The sequence below is a fragment of the Citrobacter sp. Cf132 genome (assembly GCF_030333885.1).
Classification (GTDB): Bacteria; Pseudomonadota; Gammaproteobacteria; order Enterobacterales; family Enterobacteriaceae; genus Citrobacter; species Citrobacter freundii.
In genome coordinates, this window is the sequence record NZ_JAOWFA010000049.1 from 84,865 (window position 1) to 106,758 (window position 21,894).

General features: G+C 52.4%; 21 protein-coding genes. 12 read left to right on the plus strand and 9 right to left on the minus strand.

Annotated features, from left to right (window positions below):
- Positions 1-38: 38 nt before the first annotated feature.
- From murC to mutT, 9 genes are all read left to right on the plus strand, one after another.
- The gene (gene murC / locus OGV85_RS07985) at positions 39-1,514 is read left to right on the plus strand and encodes a UDP-N-acetylmuramate--L-alanine ligase (RefSeq protein ID WP_061548360.1); all 1,476 of its coding nucleotides are present in this window, start codon (positions 39-41) and stop codon (positions 1,512-1,514) included.
- Positions 1,507-2,427, plus strand: a complete 921-nt coding sequence (locus tag OGV85_RS07990; RefSeq protein ID WP_003018760.1) for a D-alanine--D-alanine ligase — start codon at positions 1,507-1,509, stop codon at positions 2,425-2,427. Before murC ends, OGV85_RS07990 begins: the two co-directional genes overlap by 8 nt.
- A gap of 1 nt (position 2,428) precedes the next feature.
- Complete coding sequence (ftsQ, locus tag OGV85_RS07995) at positions 2,429-3,262, plus strand: cell division protein FtsQ (protein WP_003018758.1); 834 nt, start codon at positions 2,429-2,431, stop codon at positions 3,260-3,262.
- On the plus strand, positions 3,259-4,521 hold the full coding sequence (gene ftsA, locus OGV85_RS08000) for a cell division protein FtsA (RefSeq protein WP_003018755.1): 1,263 nt from the start codon (positions 3,259-3,261) through the stop codon (positions 4,519-4,521). Before ftsQ ends, ftsA begins: the two co-directional genes overlap by 4 nt.
- 62 nt (positions 4,522-4,583) lie before the next feature.
- Complete coding sequence (gene ftsZ, locus OGV85_RS08005) at positions 4,584-5,735, plus strand: cell division protein FtsZ (protein WP_003018753.1); 1,152 nt, start codon at positions 4,584-4,586, stop codon at positions 5,733-5,735.
- A gap of 100 nt (positions 5,736-5,835) precedes the next feature.
- Positions 5,836-6,753, plus strand: coding sequence for a UDP-3-O-acyl-N-acetylglucosamine deacetylase (gene lpxC / locus OGV85_RS08010; RefSeq protein WP_003018750.1), 918 nt, complete (start codon positions 5,836-5,838; stop codon positions 6,751-6,753).
- 283 nt (positions 6,754-7,036) lie between these two features.
- A complete protein-coding gene (gene secM, locus OGV85_RS08015) occupies positions 7,037-7,543 on the plus strand; it encodes a secA translation cis-regulator SecM (protein WP_003018748.1) in 507 nt (168 codons plus the stop codon).
- Between the two features lie 60 nt (positions 7,544-7,603).
- Positions 7,604-10,309 carry a preprotein translocase subunit SecA gene (gene secA / locus OGV85_RS08020; protein ID WP_061548359.1) on the plus strand — a complete coding sequence of 902 codons (2,706 nt, stop codon included), beginning with the start codon at positions 7,604-7,606 and terminating at the stop codon, positions 10,307-10,309.
- 56 nt (positions 10,310-10,365) lie between these two features.
- Positions 10,366-10,755: an 8-oxo-dGTP diphosphatase MutT gene (mutT, locus tag OGV85_RS08025; RefSeq protein WP_032950785.1), complete on the plus strand. Its 390-nt coding sequence runs from the start codon at positions 10,366-10,368 to the stop codon at positions 10,753-10,755.
- Between the two features lie 88 nt (positions 10,756-10,843).
- Here mutT and yacG read toward each other — a convergent pair whose 3' ends face one another.
- The 3 genes from yacG to coaE are packed head-to-tail and all read right to left on the minus strand — an operon-like array spanning position 10,844 to position 12,411.
- On the minus strand, positions 10,844-11,038 hold the full coding sequence (gene yacG / locus OGV85_RS08030) for a DNA gyrase inhibitor YacG (RefSeq protein WP_003018740.1): 195 nt from the start codon (positions 11,036-11,038) through the stop codon (positions 10,844-10,846).
- A 9-nt stretch (positions 11,039-11,047) separates the two neighbouring features.
- Entirely contained in the window at positions 11,048-11,791 is a 744-nt protein-coding gene (zapD, locus tag OGV85_RS08035) for a cell division protein ZapD (RefSeq protein ID WP_003837445.1), read from the minus strand.
- Positions 11,791-12,411, minus strand: a complete 621-nt coding sequence (gene coaE, locus OGV85_RS08040; protein ID WP_016149556.1) for a dephospho-CoA kinase — start codon at positions 12,409-12,411, stop codon at positions 11,791-11,793. The genes zapD and coaE overlap by 1 nt, the downstream gene beginning before the upstream one ends.
- 225 nt (positions 12,412-12,636) lie before the next feature.
- Between coaE and OGV85_RS08045 the strand changes: the two genes are divergently transcribed.
- Entirely contained in the window at positions 12,637-13,680 is a 1,044-nt protein-coding gene (locus OGV85_RS08045) for a GMP reductase (RefSeq protein ID WP_003829510.1), read from the plus strand.
- Positions 13,681-13,736: 56 nt separating this feature from the next.
- On the opposite strand, the gene hofC is transcribed toward OGV85_RS08045, so the two are convergent.
- The 4 genes from hofC to nadC form a co-directional block, all read right to left on the minus strand.
- Positions 13,737-14,939 (minus strand): protein transport protein HofC, encoded by a 1,203-nt coding sequence (gene hofC / locus OGV85_RS08050; RefSeq protein ID WP_003845748.1) that lies wholly within the window; start codon positions 14,937-14,939, stop codon positions 13,737-13,739.
- Positions 14,929-16,311 (minus strand): type II secretion system protein GspE, encoded by a 1,383-nt coding sequence (gene gspE, locus OGV85_RS08055; RefSeq protein ID WP_061548358.1) that lies wholly within the window; start codon positions 16,309-16,311, stop codon positions 14,929-14,931. Before gspE ends, hofC begins: the two co-directional genes overlap by 11 nt.
- Before the next feature lie 9 nt (positions 16,312-16,320).
- On the minus strand, positions 16,321-16,758 hold the full coding sequence (gene ppdD / locus OGV85_RS08060) for a prepilin peptidase-dependent pilin (protein WP_061548357.1): 438 nt from the start codon (positions 16,756-16,758) through the stop codon (positions 16,321-16,323).
- Positions 16,759-17,001: 243 nt separating this feature from the next.
- Entirely contained in the window at positions 17,002-17,895 is an 894-nt protein-coding gene (nadC, locus tag OGV85_RS08065) for a carboxylating nicotinate-nucleotide diphosphorylase (protein WP_032948531.1), read from the minus strand.
- A gap of 87 nt (positions 17,896-17,982) precedes the next feature.
- Here nadC and ampD point away from each other — a divergent pair, with 87 nt between their 5' ends.
- The gene (ampD, locus tag OGV85_RS08070) at positions 17,983-18,546 is read left to right on the plus strand and encodes a 1,6-anhydro-N-acetylmuramyl-L-alanine amidase AmpD (RefSeq protein WP_003018719.1); all 564 of its coding nucleotides are present in this window, start codon (positions 17,983-17,985) and stop codon (positions 18,544-18,546) included.
- Positions 18,543-19,397 (plus strand): beta-lactamase regulator AmpE, encoded by an 855-nt coding sequence (ampE, locus tag OGV85_RS08075; RefSeq protein ID WP_016149558.1) that lies wholly within the window; start codon positions 18,543-18,545, stop codon positions 19,395-19,397. Before ampD ends, ampE begins: the two co-directional genes overlap by 4 nt.
- 92 nt (positions 19,398-19,489) lie before the next feature.
- Here the strand turns inward: ampE and OGV85_RS08080 are convergent, their stop codons facing one another.
- Together OGV85_RS08080 and OGV85_RS08085 are read right to left on the minus strand one after the other, a co-directional pair.
- Positions 19,490-20,440, minus strand: a complete 951-nt coding sequence (locus tag OGV85_RS08080) for a glycoside hydrolase family 43 protein (RefSeq protein ID WP_044712919.1) — start codon at positions 20,438-20,440, stop codon at positions 19,490-19,492.
- Complete coding sequence (locus tag OGV85_RS08085; protein WP_061547749.1) at positions 20,440-21,846, minus strand: glycoside-pentoside-hexuronide (GPH):cation symporter; 1,407 nt, start codon at positions 21,844-21,846, stop codon at positions 20,440-20,442. Before OGV85_RS08085 ends, OGV85_RS08080 begins: the two co-directional genes overlap by 1 nt.
- Positions 21,847-21,894 lie beyond the last annotated feature (48 nt).

Here is a 21,894-nt window from a genome sequence, read left to right on the forward strand (position 1 = left end):
TTTTGCATCGCATGAACTAAGAAGTTAATGGCTAAAGAATGAATACACAACAACTGGCAAAACTGCGTTCCATAGTGCCCGAAATGCGTCGCGTTCGGCACATTCACTTTGTCGGCATCGGTGGTGCTGGTATGGGCGGTATTGCCGAAGTTTTGGCCAACGAAGGTTATCAGATCAGCGGCTCTGACCTGGCGCCGAATCCGGTGACTCAGCAGTTGACGAATCTGGGCGCCACGATTTTCTTCAACCATCGCCCGGAAAACGTGCGTGATGCGAGCGTGGTGGTGGTATCCAGCGCCATTTCTGCGGATAACCCGGAAATTGTTGCGGCGCATGAAGCACGTATTCCGGTGATCCGTCGTGCTGAAATGTTGGCTGAATTAATGCGTTTTCGTCACGGTATCGCCATTGCCGGGACGCACGGTAAAACCACGACCACAGCGATGGTCTCCAGTATCTACGCGGAAGCGGGGCTGGATCCGACGTTTGTCAACGGCGGTCTGGTGAAGGCTGCAGGCGTCCATGCGCGTCTGGGTCATAGCCGTTATTTAATTGCGGAGGCAGATGAGAGCGATGCGTCGTTCCTACATTTGCAGCCGATGGTGGCGATTGTTACCAATATCGAAGCCGATCATATGGATACCTACCATGGCGACTTCGAAAATTTAAAGCAGACGTTTATTAATTTCCTGCATAACTTACCGTTTTATGGTCGTGCGGTGATGTGCGTTGACGATCCGGTGATCCGCGAGTTGTTGCCGCGGGTCGGTCGTCAAACCACAACCTATGGTTTCAGCGATGATGCTGATGTGCGCGTTGAAGATTACCAGCAGATTGGTCCACAAGGGCACTTCACGCTGCTGCGTCTGGGGATGGCCGATTTACGTGTGACATTGAACGCACCGGGCCGCCACAATGCGCTGAACGCGGCGGCGGCGGTGGCAGTTGCAACAGAAGAAGGCATTGAAGACGACGCAATTCTGCGCGCGCTGGAAAGTTTCCAGGGCACCGGACGCCGTTTTGACTTCCTCGGCGAATTCCCGCTTGAGCCGGTAAACGGTAAAGTCGGGACGGCGATGCTGGTTGATGATTATGGCCATCATCCAACGGAAGTGGATGCCACGATTAAAGCTGCACGCGCGGGCTGGCCGGACAAAAATCTGGTAATGCTGTTCCAGCCGCACCGCTTTACGCGTACACGCGATCTGTATGACGACTTTGCCAACGTGCTGACTCAGGTCGATGCGCTGTTGATGCTGGATGTATACGCCGCGGGTGAAGCCGCGATTCCGGGGGCTGACAGCCGTTCGCTGTGCCGTACGATCCGTGGTCGCGGTAAGATCGACCCGATTCTGGTATCCGATCCGGCTCAGGTGGCAGACATGCTGGCGCCGGTATTAACCGGCAATGATCTGATTTTGGTGCAGGGCGCTGGAAATATCGGCAAAATCGCGCGTTCCTTAGCTGAAATCAAACTGAAGCCGCAAAACCCGGAGGAAGAACAACATGGCTGATAAAATCGCGGTCCTGTTAGGAGGAACCTCCGCAGAGCGTGAAGTTTCGCTGAATTCCGGCGCGGCCGTACTGGCAGGGTTACGCGAAGGTGGTGTCGATGCCCATCCGGTTGACCCTAAAGATATTGATGTCACTCTTCTGAAATCTATGGGTTTTCAGAAGGTGTTTATTGCGCTGCACGGTCGTGGCGGGGAAGATGGCACGTTGCAGGGCATGCTGGAGCAAATTGGCCTGCCATATACCGGCAGCGGCGTCATGGCGTCCGCAATTTCGATGGACAAACTGCGTAGTAAGCTGCTGTGGCAGGGCGCAGGTTTACCCGTCGCGCCCTGGGTTGCATTGACCCGCTCTGAGTTCGAAAAAGGTCTTAGCGATGAAGCGGTTACAAAAATCTCTGCGTTAGGTTTGCCGCTGATTGTGAAGCCAAGCCGTGAAGGCTCCAGCGTAGGGATGTCAAAAGTTGAAGAAGAAAATGCTTTGCAGGGTGCATTAGCATTGGCTTTTCAGCATGATGAAGAAGTACTGATCGAAAAATGGCTCAGTGGCCCGGAATTTACAGTTGCGATACTTGGTGAAGAAATTTTACCGTCAATACGTATCCAACCCGCGGGAACCTTCTATGATTATGAGGCGAAGTATCTCTCTGATGAGACACAATATTTCTGCCCTGCAGGTCTGGAAGCTGAACAAGAGGCCCGTTTGCAGGAATTAGTCCTGAAAGCATGGACCGCATTGGGCTGTAAAGGTTGGGGTCGCATTGACGTCATGCTGGACAGCGATGGCCAGTTTTATCTGCTGGAAGCGAATACCTCTCCGGGTATGACCAGCCACAGCCTGGTGCCGATGGCGGCACGTCAGGCTGGCCTGAGCTTCTCGCAGTTGGTGGTAAGAATTCTGGAGTTGGCGGACTGATATGTCGCAGGCTGCGCTGAACACGCGAAACGGTGATGAAGAAGAAGTAAACTCCTCACGCCGCAATAATGGAACGCGTCTTGCAGGAATACTGTTCCTGCTGACAGTGCTGTGCACCGTGTTTGTCAGCGGCTGGGTAGTGTTGGGGTGGATGGAAGATGCGCAGCGGTTGCCATTGTCAAAGCTGGTGTTAACCGGCGAACGGCATTACACGCGCAATGACGATATTCGTCAGTCCATTCTGGCTCTGGGCGCTCCGGGAACCTTTATGACTCAGGATGTGAACATCATTCAGAGTCAAATTGAACGTCTCCCCTGGATTAAACAGGCGAGCGTCAGAAAGCAATGGCCCGATGAATTGAAGATTCATCTGGTTGAATATGTGCCCATTGCGCGTTGGAATGACCAGCATATGGTGGATGCCGAAGGCAATACGTTCAGCGTCCCAACCGGTCGGGCCAATAAGCAGGTATTACCTATGTTGTACGGACCGGAAGGCAGCGCAAGTGAAGTGTTGCAAGGGTTCCGTGATATGGGGCAGGTGCTGGCTAAGGATAGATTCACCCTGAAGGAAGCGGCGATGACCGCTCGTCGTTCCTGGCAGTTGACGCTGAATAACGATATTAAGCTCAATCTGGGCAGGGGCGATACGATAAAACGTTTGGCTCGCTTTGTGGAACTCTACCCGGTTTTACAGCAGCAGGCGCAAACCGATGGCAAACGGATTAGCTACGTTGATTTGCGTTATGACTCAGGAGCGGCAGTAGGCTGGGTTCCCTTGCCTCCTGAGGAATCTAATCAGCAACAGAATCAGGCACAGGCAGAACAACAATGATCAAGGCGACGGACAGAAAACTGGTAGTTGGACTGGAGATTGGCACCGCGAAGGTAGCCGCTTTAGTAGGGGAAGTTCTGCCCGACGGTATGGTCAATATCATTGGCGTGGGCAGTTGCCCATCGCGAGGTATGGATAAAGGCGGGGTGAATGACCTTGAGTCAGTGGTGAAGTGCGTACAGCGCGCCATTGACCAGGCTGAACTGATGGCAGATTGCCAGATTTCCTCGGTGTATCTGGCACTTTCCGGTAAACATATTAGCTGTCAAAATGAAATTGGTATGGTGCCCATTTCCGAAGAGGAAGTGACGCAGGAAGATGTGGAAAACGTGGTACATACGGCAAAATCCGTACGCGTTCGCGATGAACATCGTGTTCTGCACGTTATTCCGCAGGAATACGCCATTGACTACCAGGAAGGCATTAAAAATCCGGTAGGTCTTTCCGGCGTACGTATGCAGGCAAAAGTCCACCTTATTACCTGCCACAACGACATGGCGAAGAACATTGTCAAAGCTGTTGAACGTTGTGGTCTGAAAGTTGACCAACTGATTTTTGCCGGGTTGGCAGCCAGTTATTCCGTGTTGACGGAAGATGAACGTGAGCTGGGTGTCTGCGTGGTGGATATTGGTGGTGGTACAATGGACATCGCCGTTTATACTGGCGGGGCGTTGCGCCACACTAAAGTTATCCCTTATGCAGGGAATGTAGTGACCAGTGATATCGCGTATGCCTTTGGTACGCCGCCGAGCGATGCTGAAGCCATTAAAGTGCGCCATGGCTGTGCGCTGGGGTCCATCGTGGGTAAAGACGAAAGCGTTGAAGTGCCAAGCGTAGGTGGTCGTCCACCGCGCAGCCTGCAACGTCAGACCCTGGCAGAAGTCATTGAGCCGCGTTATACCGAGCTGCTCAACCTGGTCAACGAAGAAATTTTGCAATTACAAGAACAGCTTCGCCAGCAGGGTGTGAAACATCATCTGGCGGCGGGGATTGTGTTAACCGGTGGTGCTGCGCAAATTGAAGGTCTGGCGGCCTGCGCACAGCGCGTGTTCCATACGCAAGTACGTATTGGCGCGCCGCTGAATATCACTGGTCTGACGGATTATGCTCAGGAGCCGTATTATTCAACGGCAGTGGGGCTGCTTCACTACGGAAAAGAATCCCATTTGAGTGGTGAGGCTGAAGTAGAAAAACGCGTAACGGCATCAGTTGGCTCGTGGATCAAACGACTCAATAGCTGGCTGCGAAAAGAGTTTTAATTTTTAAAGAGACCATCGCACATTAACGGTCTCAGGCGACAGGCACAACGGAGAGAGAAACTATGTTTGAACCTATGGAACTTACCAATGACGCGGTGATTAAAGTCATCGGCGTCGGCGGCGGTGGCGGTAATGCCGTTGAACACATGGTGCGTGAGCGCATCGAAGGTGTTGAATTCTTCGCGGTGAATACCGACGCTCAGGCGTTGCGTAAAACGGCGGTTGGACAGACCATTCAGATTGGTAGCGGCATCACCAAAGGTCTGGGCGCGGGTGCGAACCCGGAAGTCGGCCGTAATGCGGCAGACGAAGATCGTGAAGCTCTGCGTGCAGCGCTTGACGGGGCAGACATGGTGTTTATCGCAGCAGGCATGGGCGGCGGTACCGGTACCGGTGCAGCGCCAGTGGTTGCTGAAGTAGCAAAAGATTTAGGTATTCTGACCGTTGCTGTCGTGACTAAGCCTTTCAACTTTGAAGGCAAGAAGCGTATGGCATTCGCGGAGCAGGGTATCACCGAGCTGTCCAAACATGTGGACTCTCTAATTACTATTCCGAATGACAAACTGCTGAAAGTACTGGGCCGCGGTATCTCCCTGCTGGATGCGTTTGGCGCAGCGAACGACGTACTGAAAGGTGCAGTTCAGGGTATCGCTGAACTGATTACTCGTCCGGGCCTGATGAACGTCGACTTTGCAGACGTGCGCACCGTGATGTCCGAAATGGGCTACGCGATGATGGGTTCTGGCGTGGCGAGCGGTGAAGACCGTGCAGAAGAAGCGGCTGAAATGGCTATCTCTTCTCCGCTGCTGGAAGACATCGATCTGTCCGGCGCACGCGGCGTGCTGGTCAACATTACTGCGGGCTTCGACCTGCGTCTGGATGAGTTCGAAACCGTGGGTAACACCATCCGTGCCTTTGCATCGGATAACGCGACCGTGGTAATCGGTACCTCTCTGGACCCGGATATGAACGACGAACTGCGTGTGACCGTTGTTGCGACTGGAATTGGTATGGACAAGCGTCCTGAAATCACTCTGGTAACCAACAAGCAGGTACAGCAGCCGGTAATGGATCGTTACCAGCAACATGGCATGGCGCCGTTGACGCAAGAACAGAAGCCGGTAGCGAAAGTGGTTAACGACAATACGCCGCAAACCACTAAAGAGCCGGATTATCTGGATATCCCTGCATTCCTGCGTAAGCAAGCTGATTAAGAATTAGCTGGAATTTGGGAATCTGCGCTCTTTGTGCTAAACTGGCCCGCCGAATGTATAGTACACTTCGGTTGGATAGTTAATTTGGCGAGATTATACGATGATCAAACAAAGGACACTTAAACGTATCGTTCAGGCGACTGGCGTCGGTTTACATACCGGCAAAAAAGTCACGCTGACGCTACGCCCTGCGCCGGCCAACACCGGGGTCATCTATCGTCGCACCGACTTGAATCCTCCGGTAGATTTCCCGGCCGATGCCAAATCTGTGCGTGATACCATGCTCTGTACGTGTCTGGTCAATGAGCATGATGTGCGGATTTCAACCGTAGAGCACCTGAATGCTGCTCTGGCGGGCTTAGGTATCGATAACATTGTTATTGAAGTTAATGCCCCGGAAATCCCGATCATGGATGGTAGTGCTGCTCCGTTCGTATACCTGCTGCTCGATGCGGGTATTGAAGAACTGAACAGCGCGAAGAAATTTGTTCGCATCAAAGAGACTGTTCGTGTCGAAGATGGCGATAAGTGGGCTGAATTCAAACCGTTTAATGGTTTCTCGTTGGATTTTACCATCGACTTTAACCATCCGGCGATTGATGCCAGCACGCAGCGCTACGCGATGAACTTCTCTGCAGATGCGTTCATGCGCCAGATTAGCCGTGCGCGTACTTTCGGCTTCATGCGTGATATCGAATATCTGCAGTCCCGTGGCCTGGCCTTGGGCGGCAGCTTCGATTGTGCCATCGTTGTTGACGATTATCGCGTATTGAACGAAGACGGTCTGCGTTTTGAAGACGAATTCGTTCGTCACAAAATGCTCGACGCGATTGGTGACTTGTTCATGTGTGGTCACAACATTATTGGTGCATTCACCGCGTATAAATCCGGTCATGCATTGAATAACAAACTGTTGCAGGCGGTCCTGGCAAAACAGGAAGCCTGGGAATATGTGACCTTCCAGGACGATGCAGAACTGCCTCTGGCGTTCAAAGCACCTTCGACCGTACTGGCATAACGACATACGCTGTCGTATAAATTCGACTGGTAAATCTGGCACTCTCTCCGGCCAGGTGAGCCAGTCGTTTTTTTATGTACTCATTAACGCAGCCTTTTCCAACGCAAATATTTCCCTGCCACTAGGTTAAAATAGTGTGCGATCGCTGCTTTCTTGAGCATATTTACCCATGGCCGGTTGTCATTACTGCTGTGGAGCGTACGCTTTAATGATAAGATTCGTGCGCAAAAAAAATGTTTTGCATTCGTAACCCCAAACGCAGGGTATATCAGGTGGCAAAAACGTGAGTGGAATACTGACGCGTTGGCGACAGTTAGGCAGACGGTACTTCTGGCCGCATCTCCTGTTGGGGATGGTCGCGGCGAGTTTTGGCCTGCCCGCGCTCGGTAATGCTGCTGAACCCAATACCCCCGCGAAGGCGACCGCCAGCAATCACGATCAATCCGCTAAAGTTAACTTTAGCCAGCTTGCTTTGCTGGAAGCGACTAATCGCCGCCCAAATTTTACCGTCGATTACTGGCATCAACATGCCATTCGTACGGTTATCCGCCATCTTTCTTTTGCCATGGCGCCTCAGGCGTTGCCTGTTGCCGAAGAGCCGTTGCCAATCCAGGCACACCATCTTGCGTTACTGAATACGCTCAGCGCGATGCTGACGCAAGAAGGCACTCCGCCCGCGACAGTAAGTCGCGTGACATACGCCCACTTTACTTCTCAGGCCGCGTTTAGCGTTCCGGTCTGGATCAGCCAGCTGCAGGGTATCCGCGCTGGTCCTCAACGCCTCAGCTAAAAAAGAACCTTCCAACTTATAATTTTTGACTCCGCATCGCGGGGCGTTTGAGATTTTATTATGCTAATCAAATTATTAACCAAAGTATTCGGTAGCCGTAACGAGCGTACGCTGCGTCGTATGCGTAAAGTGGTCAATGTCATCAACGCAATGGAACCGGAGATGGAAAAACTCTCCGATGATGAACTGAAAGCAAAGACCGCTGAATTCCGCGCCCGTCTGGAAAAAGGTGCCAGCGTTGAGAGCCTGATCCCGGAAGCGTTCGCAGTGGTGCGTGAAGCGAGTAAACGCGTGTTCGGTATGCGCCACTTCGATGTTCAGCTGCTGGGCGGTATGGTGCTTAACGATCGCTGCATCGCGGAAATGCGTACTGGTGAAGGTAAAACCCTGACCGCGACGCTGCCAGCCTACCTGAACGCATTAAGCGGGAAGGGCGTACACGTGGTTACCGTGAACGACTACCTGGCTCAGCGTGATGCCGAAAATAACCGCCCGCTGTTTGAATTCCTCGGCATGACCGTTGGTATCAACATGTCTGGCCTGCCAGCGCCAGCCAAGCGTGAAGCCTACAACGCCGATATTACTTACGGTACCAACAACGAATACGGCTTTGACTACCTGCGCGATAACATGGCGTTTAGTCCGGAAGAACGTGTTCAACGTAAACTGCACTATGCGCTGGTCGATGAAGTTGACTCCATCCTGATCGATGAAGCGCGTACGCCGCTGATCATTTCCGGCCCGGCTGAAGACAGCTCGGAAATGTATAAAAAAGTGAACAAAATCATCCCACACCTGATCCGTCAGGAGAAGGAAGATTCCGACACGTTCCAGGGGGAAGGCCACTTCTCTGTTGATGAGAAAGCGCGCCAGGTTAACCTGACCGAACGTGGTCTGGTACTGATTGAAGAGTTGTTAGTTAACGAAGGCATTATGGATGAGGGCGAGTCTCTGTACTCTCCAGGCAACATTATGCTGATGCACCACGTGACTGCCGCACTGCGTGCGCACGTGCTGTTTACCCGCGATGTTGACTACATCGTGAAAGACGGCGAAGTTATCATCGTTGATGAACACACCGGCCGTACCATGCAGGGGCGTCGCTGGTCCGATGGTCTGCACCAGGCTGTTGAAGCTAAAGAAGGCGTAGAGATCCAGAACGAGAACCAGACGCTGGCATCTATTACCTTCCAGAACTACTTCCGTTTGTACGAAAAACTGGCCGGTATGACCGGTACAGCAGATACCGAAGCCTTTGAATTTAGCTCCATCTACAAGCTGGATACCGTAGTTGTACCAACTAACCGTCCGATGATCCGTAAGGATTTACCGGATCTGGTGTACATGACCGAAGCGGAAAAAATTCAGGCGATCATTGAAGATATTAAAGAGCGTACCGCAAATGGCCAGCCGGTGCTGGTGGGTACTATCTCCATTGAAAAATCTGAAGTGGTCTCTAACGAGCTGACCAAGGCAGGCATCAAACATAACGTTCTGAACGCCAAGTTCCATGCCAGCGAAGCGGATATCGTCGCACAGGCGGGTTACCCGTCTGCCGTGACAATCGCTACTAACATGGCGGGTCGTGGTACCGATATCGTGCTGGGCGGTAGCTGGCAGGCAGAAGTTGCCGAGCTGGAAAACCCAACTCCGGAACAAATCGAGCAGATCAAAGCCGAGTGGCAGGTTCGCCATGACGCGGTATTAGCTGCTGGTGGTTTGCATATTATCGGTACTGAGCGTCACGAATCTCGTCGTATCGATAACCAGCTGCGTGGTCGTTCGGGTCGTCAGGGGGATGCGGGTTCTTCTCGTTTCTATTTGTCGATGGAAGATGCGCTGATGCGTATTTTTGCCTCTGACCGCGTGTCCGGCATGATGCGTAAACTGGGTATGAAGCCTGGTGAAGCCATTGAACACCCATGGGTGACCAAAGCAATTGCTAACGCGCAGCGTAAAGTGGAAAGCCGCAACTTCGATATTCGTAAGCAGTTGCTGGAATATGATGATGTTGCCAACGACCAGCGTCGTGCTATCTACACCCAGCGTAACGAACTGCTGGACGTAACTGACGTTAGCGAAACCATTAACAGCATTCGCGAAGACGTCTTCAAAGCGACGATTGATGCCTATATTCCGCCGCAGTCTCTGGAAGAAATGTGGGATATTCCGGGTCTGCAGGAACGTCTGAAAAACGACTTCGATCTGGATATGCCGATTTCAGAGTGGCTGGATAAAGAACCTGAGCTGCACGAAGAAACGCTGCGCGAACGTATTCTGGCAAATGCAGTAGAAGTTTATCAGCGCAAAGAAGAAGTTGTGGGCGCGGAGATGATGCGTCACTTCGAAAAAGGCGTGATGCTGCAAACGCTCGACTCTTTGTGGAAAGAGCACCTGGCTGCGATGGATTACCTGCGTCAGGGTATTCACCTGCGTGGTTATGCGCAAAAAGATCCGAAGCAGGAATACAAGCGTGAATCCTTCTCTATGTTTGCATCAATGCTGGAATCACTGAAGTACGAAGTGATCAGCACTCTGAGCAAAGTTCAGGTGCGTATGCCTGAAGAAGTGGAAGCGATGGAGCAGCAGCGTCGCGAAGAAGCTGAGCGTTTAGCGCAGATGCAGCAGTTGAGCCATAAAGGTGATGATTCTGCTGCGGCAGAAGAGCTGGCGGCACAAACCGGCGATCGTAAAGTGGGTCGTAACGATCCGTGTCCTTGCGGTTCCGGCAAGAAATACAAACAGTGTCATGGCCGTCTGAGCTAAGAAAATAACTTATTGAAAAGGCGCAGACTTCTGCGCCTTTTTTATGGACGATGAAAATGAAAATATTGCAGATCGCCGTCGGGATTATTCGTAATCAGCACAATGAAATTTTTATCACCCAGCGTGCGGCTGATGCCCACATGGCCAATAAGCTGGAGTTCCCCGGCGGGAAAATTGAAGCGGGCGAAACGCCGGAGCAGGCGCTGATTCGCGAACTACAGGAAGAAGTAGGGATCACGCCGACTAAAAGTTCATTGTTCGAAAAGTTGGAGTATCAGTTTCCGGACAGGCATATCACTCTGTGGTTCTGGCTGGTTGAAAGCTGGGAAGGCGAGCCGTGGGGAAAAGAGGGGCAACCGGCGCAGTGGATTGCGCAATATGCTCTGAATGCGGAAGATTTCCCGCCGGCGAATGCACCGGTCATTGAAAAGCTGATTACTGGATAATGGTGTTCGTAGGCCGGATAAGGCAACACCGCCATCCGGCAAATTATGGCGGGGGTGCTACGCTTGCCCGCCCTACGTATTAGCACAATTACTTCTGCTCCTCACTCCAGTCGTCGCTTTCCGACAGATCGCCTGAGCTTGGGATGCGTTTCTCTTCTGCAGCCCACTCTCCCAGATCGATTAACTGGCAGCGCTTGCTGCAGAATGGGCGAAACGGACTGACTTCAGCCCATACTACAGGCTTGCCACAGGTTGGGCAGTTGACGATGGTTTGTTCAGACATGTTGACTCCTTAACAGCACGCCAGTTCAAAATCGAGGCGCTCAGGCACCTGACCATTCTCGCTATCCAGCGGCATAAAGCGGATGGCAAAACGGCTCTTATGACCAGAAATTTGCGGATAAAGCTGCGAATCTAGCGGCAGCTGCAAGCGCAGCAGATCTGCATCTTCGCCGTTGTCCTGATAAAAACCATTCAGGCTGGTTTGCTTACGAAACGGCGCTGAGTTGCGAATTAAATCCAGCACCAGCGACAGCGCTTGATTGAGCGGATTCAGGCTGGCAAGCCAGGTTTCAACCTGCGCGTCACGATACGATTGCGCCAGGTGTAACCAGATATGCAGAGTCGGCAGATCGAAACTGCAGCACCCGCCAGGAATACTTAAACGTTGACGTACGAGACCAATCAGACGATCTTCGCGCAGCGTCTGTCCAATACGCGGGGCAGAAATCAGAATGCTGCCTGCACTTTTTAACTGCTGGCGCAAAGAGTCGATTCTGCTTTGATCGACGCCGGGAACTTCGACCCAGGCCTGGAGTTTACGCTGCTGTCGCTCCAGTTCTTTGAGGAGTTCGGTACGGACTTCGCCGCGTTCAAATACATCCAGTAAATCTCCGATATTGCGGAAAAAATGCAGAGCGCCGGCATGGTCAGCAATGGGTAAATTAACGGAGAGCTGTTGGATTAAAAACTCAATGCGCAGCCATGTACGCATCTTCTCATTGAGAGGGTGTTCAAAAAGGACCTGGGTGTGCATTACGGTTTTTCCTGTGAGACAAACTGCGACGCGCATTGCAAATAGAGCGCGTGCAGGCGGGCGACATCCGAGGCGATGGCTTCCGGTGCGCCATTATTATCAATAACATCGTCTGCCACGGCCAGCCGCGCTTCACGCGTTGCCTGGGCAGCAAGAATTTGTTCAACATGCTCACGTGTGACGTCATCACGCTGCATGGTGCGTCTGAGCTGGGTTTCGGGCGTGACATCCACCACGAGTACGCGGTCGGCTTTTTTATACAGCGAATTTTCCACCAGCAAAGGGACAACCCATAACAGATAAGGTGAGGTCGCTTGCTGAAACTGGCGCTGCGTTTCCTGCTGAATAAGCGGATGGAGCAGGGCATTCAGCCAGCTTTTCTCCTCTGGGGCGGAAAAAATGCGTTCGCGTAAAATGCGCCGCTGCAACGATCCGTCTGCGGCGATAACCTCGGAACCAAAATGTTCTTCGATCGCCTTAAGAGCAAGTGTGCCGGGTTCAACCACCTGGCGCGCAATAATATCTGCATCAATGATGTTTATTCCGAGGTCAGCGAACGCATTTGCAACGGTGCTTTTACCACTGCCAATGCCGCCGGTTAAGGCTACCGTATACCTCATAGATGCCGATCCTGGAGTTTAAGTTTGATTATCAAACAGTTAAAAGTTAAGCGTGCGAAGGCGAGGCTGTTGCAGGATTAACCTACTATTCGCCAGGTAAATTTATGGGATTGTAGCGTAAAAAAAGAGAATTTCGCAGTCTTGCGCGGCATTGATTAGTGCGTATGATAGCGTCACTGGAGTTGTGAGTTTCGATTTTTCGCCATTAACCCCAGGAATCCGCACATGCGTATCGAAGAAGATCTGAAGTTAGGTTTCAAAGACGTTCTTATCCGCCCTAAGCGTTCTACTCTCAAAAGCCGTTCCGATGTTGAGCTGGAACGTCAATTTACCTTTAAGCATTCAGGTCAGACCTGGTCCGGCGTACCTATTATTGCCGCGAACATGGACACTGTCGGGACGTTTGCCATGGCAACGGCGCTGGCATCCTTCGACATCCTGACCGCTGTGCACAAACACTATTCTGTTGAAGACTGGGCCGCCTTCATCGCAGAGAGCTCTGCCGATGTACTCAAACACGTAATGGTTTCAACTGGCACGTCTGACGCAGACTTCGAAAAAACCAAACAGATTTTGGCGCTCAACCCAGCGCTGAATTTTATCTGCATTGATGTGGCAAATGGCTACTCAGAGCATTTTGTTCAGTTTGTGTCGAAAGCGCGTGAAGCATGGCCGACAAAAACGATTTGTGCGGGCAATGTGGTCACCGGTGAAATGTGTGAAGAGCTGGTGCTCTCCGGTGCTGATATTGTCAAAGTAGGTATTGGCCCAGGTTCTGTATGCACCACGCGTGTAAAAACCGGCGTTGGCTATCCACAGCTTTCTGCGGTTATTGAATGTGCGGATGCAGCCCACGGTCTGGGCGGCATGATTGTCAGCGACGGCGGCTGCACAATGCCGGGTGACGTTGCAAAAGCGTTTGGCGGCGGCGCAGACTTCGTTATGCTCGGCGGTATGTTGGCCGGTCACGAAGAAAGCGGCGGCAAAATTGTTGAAGAAAACGGTGAGAAATTCATGCTGTTCTACGGTATGAGCTCAGAATCTGCCATGACGCGTCACGTTGGTGGTGTTGCACAGTACCGCGCTGCAGAAGGTAAAACCGTCAAGCTGCCACTGCGCGGCCCGGTTGATAATACCGCTCGCGATATTCTCGGCGGTTTGCGTTCTGCTTGCACCTATGTAGGCGCATCCCGTCTGAAAGAGCTGACCAAACGTACAACGTTTATTCGTGTACAGGAACAAGAGAACCGCGTATTCAATAGCCTGTAAAACAGGTCGTTCTGTGAAATGCCGGATGGCGTTACGTCGCCATCCGGCATTTGAATTTATCCCACTCCGCTCATCGCATCTCCCAAATGGAAAATCGGTAAATACATCGCGACAACCAGCGTACCGATGATAAGCCCCGTGATGACCAGCAACGCAGGCTCAAGTAATGCAGCCAAATTCTCAGCTTGAGCCAGGGTTTTCTCACCATGGTGATGCGCGAGATTGCGCAGCATTGCATCCAGCGAGCCGGAAGCTTCACCAGTTCGGACCAGCTGTATGCACAATGGGCTAAATTCACCGCTATTTTTAAGCGCTAACCAGACCGGCTTTCCGGCGCTAATGTCGTGCTGAACCAGCGCTAAACGCTGCGACCAGAAAGGGTTAGCCAGCGTTTCGGTAACGCTCTCAAGACCCTGCAAAAAGGGAATGCCCGCATTTTGCGTTAACGCCAGAACGGTGAAGATCTGCGTGAGCTTTTGCCCTCTCACCATCGGCCCTATGACCGGGAGGCTGAGCAGCAATTTCTGGCGCAGAACGAGCCAGTACGGTTTCTGATTTATCAAATGATGTGCCGCAACCGCTACCAGGCCAAGTGCTACCGCCAGCCATCCCCATTGGCTGCTATAGTGTGCGATGGTAATAATCCACTGAGTGAGGGCCGGTAGCGGGGTGTTGAATGTCTGGTAGATGGCGGCAAACTCAGGGAGTACAAACTGCAACATCGCAAATACGACCAACACCGCCATTGTGATGATGATAAGCGGATAACGCAGGGCTTTTTTAACTTTATCAGCAAGTTGCTGTTGTTTCTTTTGCTGGTAGGCGAGTTCAAAACAGCAGTCGTCCAGCTTACCCGTAAGCTCTCCGGTGCGGATCATTGCCTGGTAAAGGGGCGGAAAAACGTGTTGCCATTGTGATAGCGAGGTGGAGAGGGTAATGCCCTGTTCCATATCGTAAGCCAGCGTACGCAGTAGCGCCTGCCATTGACTGCTGGGATGCTGTTCAGCAAGCAGAGCTAGCCCTGCTGAGAGCGTTAACCCTGCTTTTAGCAATGTCGCCAACTGGTGTATGGTTTCGGCACTTCTTGTACGGCTCCAGTGCGAGGTTTTGACACGCATACGCTTAATGCGTAGCGGCGTAATCTGTTGTTTCTCAAGAGCCAGCATTAATGACGGTCGGGTATCGGCCCATAGTGTACCTTCCAGCGATTTACCTTTGTTGTTAATGCCTTGCCAGCGCCAAAGCTGTTTAGCGGACATGAGGCATGCCCAGTACACGAATCAGCTCTTCAAATGTCGTTAATCCTTGCTCGACGGCCTGACAGCCATTCTCGAAAAGCGTTCTCCCTGATAGCTGAGCATCAGGTTCCACTCCGTCTACGGGGGCGTCACTGGCAATACTCTGACGTAATGCCGGAGTAACAGGGAGTACTTCAAACAATGCCGTATGGCCATAAAATCCGTGATAACAATGTTTGCAGCCAGGGGCCTGCCAATTCGGTAGTGGTGTAGGCCAGACAGCTTTCGGGAGTGTGATAGGCGTACTCTGACGTTGTCGGCAATGGGGGCACAACTTTCTGACCAATCGCTGTGCAATGACGAGCGTCAGCGCGGAGGCGATCATCCAGCGTGCAACCCCCATTTGTTGCAGACGCACCAGCGTTTCACTGGTGGAATTGGTATGCAGCGTAGAAAGAACCAGATGACCGGTTTGTGCGGCTTTAAGGGCTATTTCTGCTGTTTCACCATCGCGGATTTCACCCACCATGATAATGTCGGGATCCTGGCGCAACAGAGCACGTAAGACTCCCTGAAAAGTCAAACCGGCGCGTGGGTGAATTTGCGTCTGGTTGATGCCTGTGATCGGGATCTCTACCGGATCTTCCACGCTACAGAGATTAACATCTGGCGTGTTTCGGGTTTGCAGCGCACTGTACAGTGTGACCGTTTTACCGCTTCCGGTAGGCCCGGTAACCAGAATCAGCCCCTGAGGCTGCTGCAAGGCTTGCGAAAATGCGGCCAGCTGCGCGTCATGCATTCCCAGTGCGGCGATCTCCAGTGACTGCTCGACCTGATGAAGTAGCCTCAACACGACTTTTTCGCCGTAGCGACAGGGCAGGGTGGCGATGCGAAACGAGATAGGTTCTCCTGAAATCTCAACGGTAAATTGTCCGTCTTGTGGAAGCCGATGCTCGGCAATATCCAGACTGCCTAATACTTTTAACCTCGCGGTGATGGCAATGCCCATCTCGGTCGTGACTTCCGGTAAAGCGTGGAGTACTCCATCCACACGTAATCTGATCCGATAGTGATTTTCCGCTGGCTCAAAATGAATATCAGAAGCCCGTTTCTCCAGAGCGGAATGAAACGTCTGATTCAGCAAGTCTGCTGCGCTGGCGCTGCTTTTTGTGACTACTGCAGGGAGCATTTTCTGCGGTGTATGCGTGTGGCCTTCCATTTGCTGACGTGTCCAGCAGACAATGTCGATGCGCCGGGGGGTGGCAAAATGCAGTGCATCCAGCAGTTCGTGTGATGGGGCGTCTACGACGGCGATATGCACCACTTCATTGTCTGCATCCAGTAATATTCCCTGATAACGTTGGCATAGCGCTGTAAGCTGGGTGGTATTCATCTCTGTTCCTTAGTGGGTATTGAAGCGGAAAACATCTTCACAGGCCTGCTGCAATGCGCTGTCGTTCTGGATGATGCAGTTACGGTTCCAACCGGTAATGCCGTTGGCATTGTCCCAAGCCGGCGTCATGGTGATGCTTAACCCGTTCAGGCTTTCCTGCCCACTAAGGCTGACAACGCCTTTTTCAATGCTCATGGCTGAGACGTAACGGGTAGTTGTTGGCGTGGGAATACCATTCGTTCCGGCATCGCAGGTATCTGTTCCTCCATGCTCCAGTGCACAGAGCTCAACCGCTGTGCGATAGGGGACAAAGGTTTGCAGCATGTCTGTCAGCGCGGCCTTGCGCAGATAGTTTTGATATGCCGGAATACCGATGGCGCTAAGAATGGCAATAATGCCAATCACCACCATGAGTTCGATAAGCGTAAAGCCTCGTTGCTTGTTCATTGTTCACTCCTTGAGTTTGCTGGCGCTACTTTGGCAAACCGACGGGAGGACGGCGAGAGACAAAAAACAGAATGGGAAGGCGGATTCCGAGGACTTTTACGAAATTACAGAATCAGACAATGTATTTGCTAAGAGGCTCGCAGAAACTGCCGGATGGCGGCGTAAATGCCGTATCCGGCTTACAGAATAAACCTGTGTAGGATGCCCGATAAGCGAAGCACCATCGGGCAATACAATCAGCAATTAGCGAAAACGCATGGAGAGATCGAGTGCGCGAACATGTTTGGTCAGCGCGCCAACAGAGATGAAATCCACGCCGGTTTCGGCAAATTCGCGCAGCGTTTCATGGGTGACATTGCCCGAGACTTCCAGACGCGCCTGGCCGTTTGTGCGTTTTACCGCTTCGCGCATTTGGTCGGTTTCGAAGTTATCGAGCATGATGATGTCGGCTCCGGCTTTCAGCGCGTCGTCCAGCTCATTCAGGCTTTCTACTTCGACTTCAACCGGCACATCTGGGTGCAACCAGAATGCTTTTTCTACGGCCTGACGTACCGAGCCGGAAGCAATAATGTGGTTTTCTTTAATCAGGAAAGCGTCGGACAGCCCCAAACGATGATTCGCACCGCCGCCGCACAATACGGCGTATTTTAGCGCGGTACGCAGCCCTGGCAGGGTTTTACGCGTATCCAGCAGTTGGGTCTTGGTCCCCGCTAACAGGTCGACGTATTTACGCACCTCGCTTGCTACACCTGAAAGCGTCTGCACAAAATTAAGCGCGGTACGTTCACCGGTCAGTAACACGCGGGAAGGGCCGTCCAGTTCAAACAGTGGCTGATTAGCCTTAATGCTGTCGCCATCTTCGACATGCCAGGTGATGTTTACATCATCGCCAGCCAGTTGAATAAAGACCTCTTCCACCCAACGTTTCCCACAAAAAACGCCATCTTCGCGGGTAATTACGGTAGCGTGGGAGCGCATGTCTTCGGGTAAAAGCTGTGCGGTGATATCGTTATTGGCATCAACTTCTCCGCCTAAATCTTCACGCAGCGCCTGAGCGACAGCGGCAGGGATATCGAGATTTATGCGTTCCAACAGCGCGTCACGTCGGTAGTCAGGGTTATAGCGGCGAGGCGGCATGATAAAACTCCAAATTGCTAACGAATCATAAGGTGGAAACATGCTACCCTGAACCTGATATGAGCACCACCAATAAGGAGATTCTGCATGTTGTTAGACGAGGGCTGGCTGGCAGAGGCGCGACGCGTTCCCTCTCCGCATTACGATTGCCGCCCGGATGACGAAAACCCTTCTCTGCTGGTGGTGCATAATATCAGCCTGCCGCCCGGCGAGTTTGGCGGCCCGTGGATAGACGCGCTGTTCACTGGCACGATTGATCCCAACGCCCATCCTTATTTTGCCGGAATCGCCCATTTGCGCGTTTCGGCCCATTGTTTAATTCGCCGTGATGGTGAAATCGTGCAGTATGTCCCCTTTGATAAACGCGCCTGGCATGCCGGCGTCTCGAGCTATCAGGGCCGTGAACGCTGTAATGATTTCTCAATTGGTATTGAGCTGGAAGGGACGGATACGCTGGCCTATACCGACGCGCAGTACCAGCAACTAGCAGCCGTGACCAATGCCCTGATTACGCGTTATCCGGCTATTGCTAACAATATGACAGGACATTGCAATATTGCGCCCGAGCGTAAGACCGATCCCGGGCCCTCATTTGACTGGGCAAGGTTTCGCGCCCTGGTCACCCCCTCGTCGCACAAGGAGATGACATGACGCTGTTTACAACATTACTGGTGTTGATTGTTGAACGCCTGTTTAAGCTGGGTGAGCACTGGCAGCTTGATCACCGGGTTGAAGCTTTTTTCCGCCGGATTAAGCATTTCTCGATGATGCGTACGGTAGGCATGACTCTTATTGCGATGGGAGTGACGTTTCTGCTACTGCGCGCACTTCATGGGCTGCTGTTTAACGTTCCGTTGCTGGTGGCGTGGATCTTAATTGGCTTGCTGTGCATCGGCGCAGGCAAGGCACGCCTTCACTATCACGCTTACCTGAACGCGGCTGCTCGCGATGATGCTCACGCTCGTGAGGCGATGGCCAGCGAGCTGACGCTTATCCATGGTGTTCCGCCGGACTGTGATGAGCGTGAGTTCCTGCGTGAACTGCAGAACGCGCTGTTATGGAACAACTTTCGCTTTTACCTGGCGCCGTTATTCTGGCTGATTGTCGGTGGCCCGTGGGGACCTGTGACGCTGGTTGGTTATGCCTTTTTACGTGCCTGGCAGTCCTGGCTGGCGCGTTACCAGACACCGCACCAGCGTCTGCAATCGGGTATTGATGCGATCCTGCATGTGCTGGACTGGATCCCGGTGCGTCTGGCGGGCGTGGTCTATTCGCTGCTGGGACACGGCGAGAAGGCGTTGCCAGCCTGGTTTGCGTCGCTTGCTGATCTGCACACGTCGCAATATCAGGTGCTTACGCGTCTGGCGCAGTTCTCGCTGGCGCGCGAACCTCATACCGATAAAGTCGAAACGCCAAAAGCGGCTGTTTCGATGGCGAAGAAGACCTCGTTTGTGGTGGTGGTGATTATTGCGTTGCTGACCATTTATGGGGCATTAGTATAGCGTTGTGCCGGATGGCGCTAACGCTTATCCGGCCTACAATTGAAAAACGTGTAGGCCCGGTAAGCGTTAGCGCCACCGGGCAGTGCAACGGTTTAGTTCGTATCAGCAGGCGGGATGCCAAAATCTGGCATGCCGTTTTCGTCCCAACGCACGAGCTTCAGACGAGTGTGGCGGTTTGGGTCGTACAGCGGATCGCCCTCGATTTCGGTGTAATTTCTCGCGTGATACACCAGCACATCTTCACCTTCTGGCGTTTGCGTAAAGCTGTTGTGTCCTGGCCCAAACTGGCGGTTTTCATAGCTGGTGGTAAAGACCGGGCGCGGTGATTTGTGCCAGTTCTGCGGGTTGAGCGGATCTGCGTCTAAGTCAATCCACAATAATCCCATACAGTAGTTCTCATCAGTAGCGCTGGCGGAATAGCTGATAAACAACTTGTCGCCGTGAACCATGACGGCAGGACCTTCGTTGACCCAAAAACCCCGGCATTCCCAGTCATATTCAGGATGGCTTAGCATGACCGGCTCGCCTTTAATCGTCCATGGATTTTCCAGTTCTGCGAGATAGATATTGGAGTTTCCGGCGATATCGGGCGATTTCTGCGCCCATAGATACCACTGTTTTCCCTGATGGTTAAAGGTGGTGGCATCGAGCGCAAAGGTATCAAACTGCGTTTTAATCTGACCTTTCTCCGTCCACTTTCCGGTCAGCGGATCGGTGTCGGCACATTCGAGCGCAAACATGCGATGCTGGAACATCCCCAGCTTGTCGAGCGACTGTGTGTGGGTGGCGGCAAAATAGATGTACCACTTGCCTGCCAGATGATGGATTTCGGGCGCCCAGATGAGTTGGCTCATGGGGCCGCTTTCTGGCTTGCGCCAGATGATAACCGGGGCGGCGGTGCGCAACCCTTCCAGCGAGTCGGCCCGGCGTATCTCCAGCCGGTCATATTCAGGTACTGAAGCAATGAAATAGTAGTGGCTACCGTCACGTAAGATAAACGGATCGGCACGCTGTTCAATAAAGGGATTTGGCCACTGATTCATTAGGCTTTCCTTACGGTTTCAGTCGTTTTTATATCGTGGTATTCATTCAGTTCACGGTAGTTGGCGCGGCGCTTTTCTAAATCTGTCTGGATTTGCTGCATAAACTCGCGGTCAACTTTCAGCAGACGAACCACGCCTGCAGTAATCAGGTAGCCTGCGCCAGGTATGATGGTAAACAGCAGCATAATACCGTTAATGGCGGAGTCGCTTTGCGCTTTCGCCCCAGCGTCGTAGCCGTACCAGGAGAGCAGGAAGCCGACCATCGCTCCGGCAATCGCCAGACCCAGTTTCAGGAAGAACAGGTTACCGGAGAAGCTGATTCCGGTGATACGTTTACCGGTTTTCCACTCGCCATAGTCATCGACATCCGCCATCAGCGACCAGTGCAGCGGGGATGGGATCTGATGCAGGATGTTGAGCAGGAAGTAGAGCACCATAATCATCATGGTGGCTTTCGGATCGAAGAAGTAAAACGCGGCGGAGAAAATCGCCAGGATGATATTGGTCCAGAAGAACACTTTCAGTTTGCACCAGCGATCGGTTAACACCTTCGCCAACATGCTGCCGATCATCATGCCTACAACGCCAAGGCTGATAAACAACGTCGCAAATTGTGTACTCTGCTGCATAACCCAGGTCACGTAGTACATGGTGGCAGCCATGCGAATAAAACCCGGACAGACGTTGCACAGGGTTAACAGCAGAATTTTTACCCACTGATCGTTCTTCCACACGTCTTTTAGATCGGCTTTTAAATCGTCACTGGTCTGGACAGCAGGGCGTACACGTTCACGGACGGTTGCAAAGCAGAACAGGAACATACACATGCCGATGAAGGCCAGTACCGCCATCGCCATTTGATACCCTTTGGCTTTGTCTTCCCCGCCGAACCAGTCGGCCATGGGGAGCAGGGTGAGTGACAGCAGCAGAGTTGCAATGCCTACCAATACAAAGCGATATGACTGGCAGGCGACGCGTTCTTGCGGATCGTTGGTGATGACGCTGCCGAGAGAGCAATAGGGGATATTGATCGCCGTATAGGTGATAGAGAGCAGGAAGTAAGTGACAAAAGCATAGATAACTTTGCTGTTATATGTCCATTCTGGGGTGGTAAACATCAGTACGCTGAATAATGCGTACGGGAAAGCCATCCACAAAAGCCATGGACGAAATCGACCATATTTGCTGCGCGTACGGTCGGCCATTGCGCCCATAATGGGATCAGTAACGGCATCAATAACGCGTACTGAGAGCAGTAATACGCCGACCAGAGCAGGCGCCAGACCAAAAATGTCTGTGTAAAAATAGTTAACAAACAACATGATGGCGCCAAAGATGATGTTGCATCCGGCGTCGCCCATTCCATAGCCAATCTTTTCTTTCACCGTGAGCTTACTGGTTTCCATCAACTGCACTCCATGAATGAGATATGGAGAGAATTATTGTCTGGCACC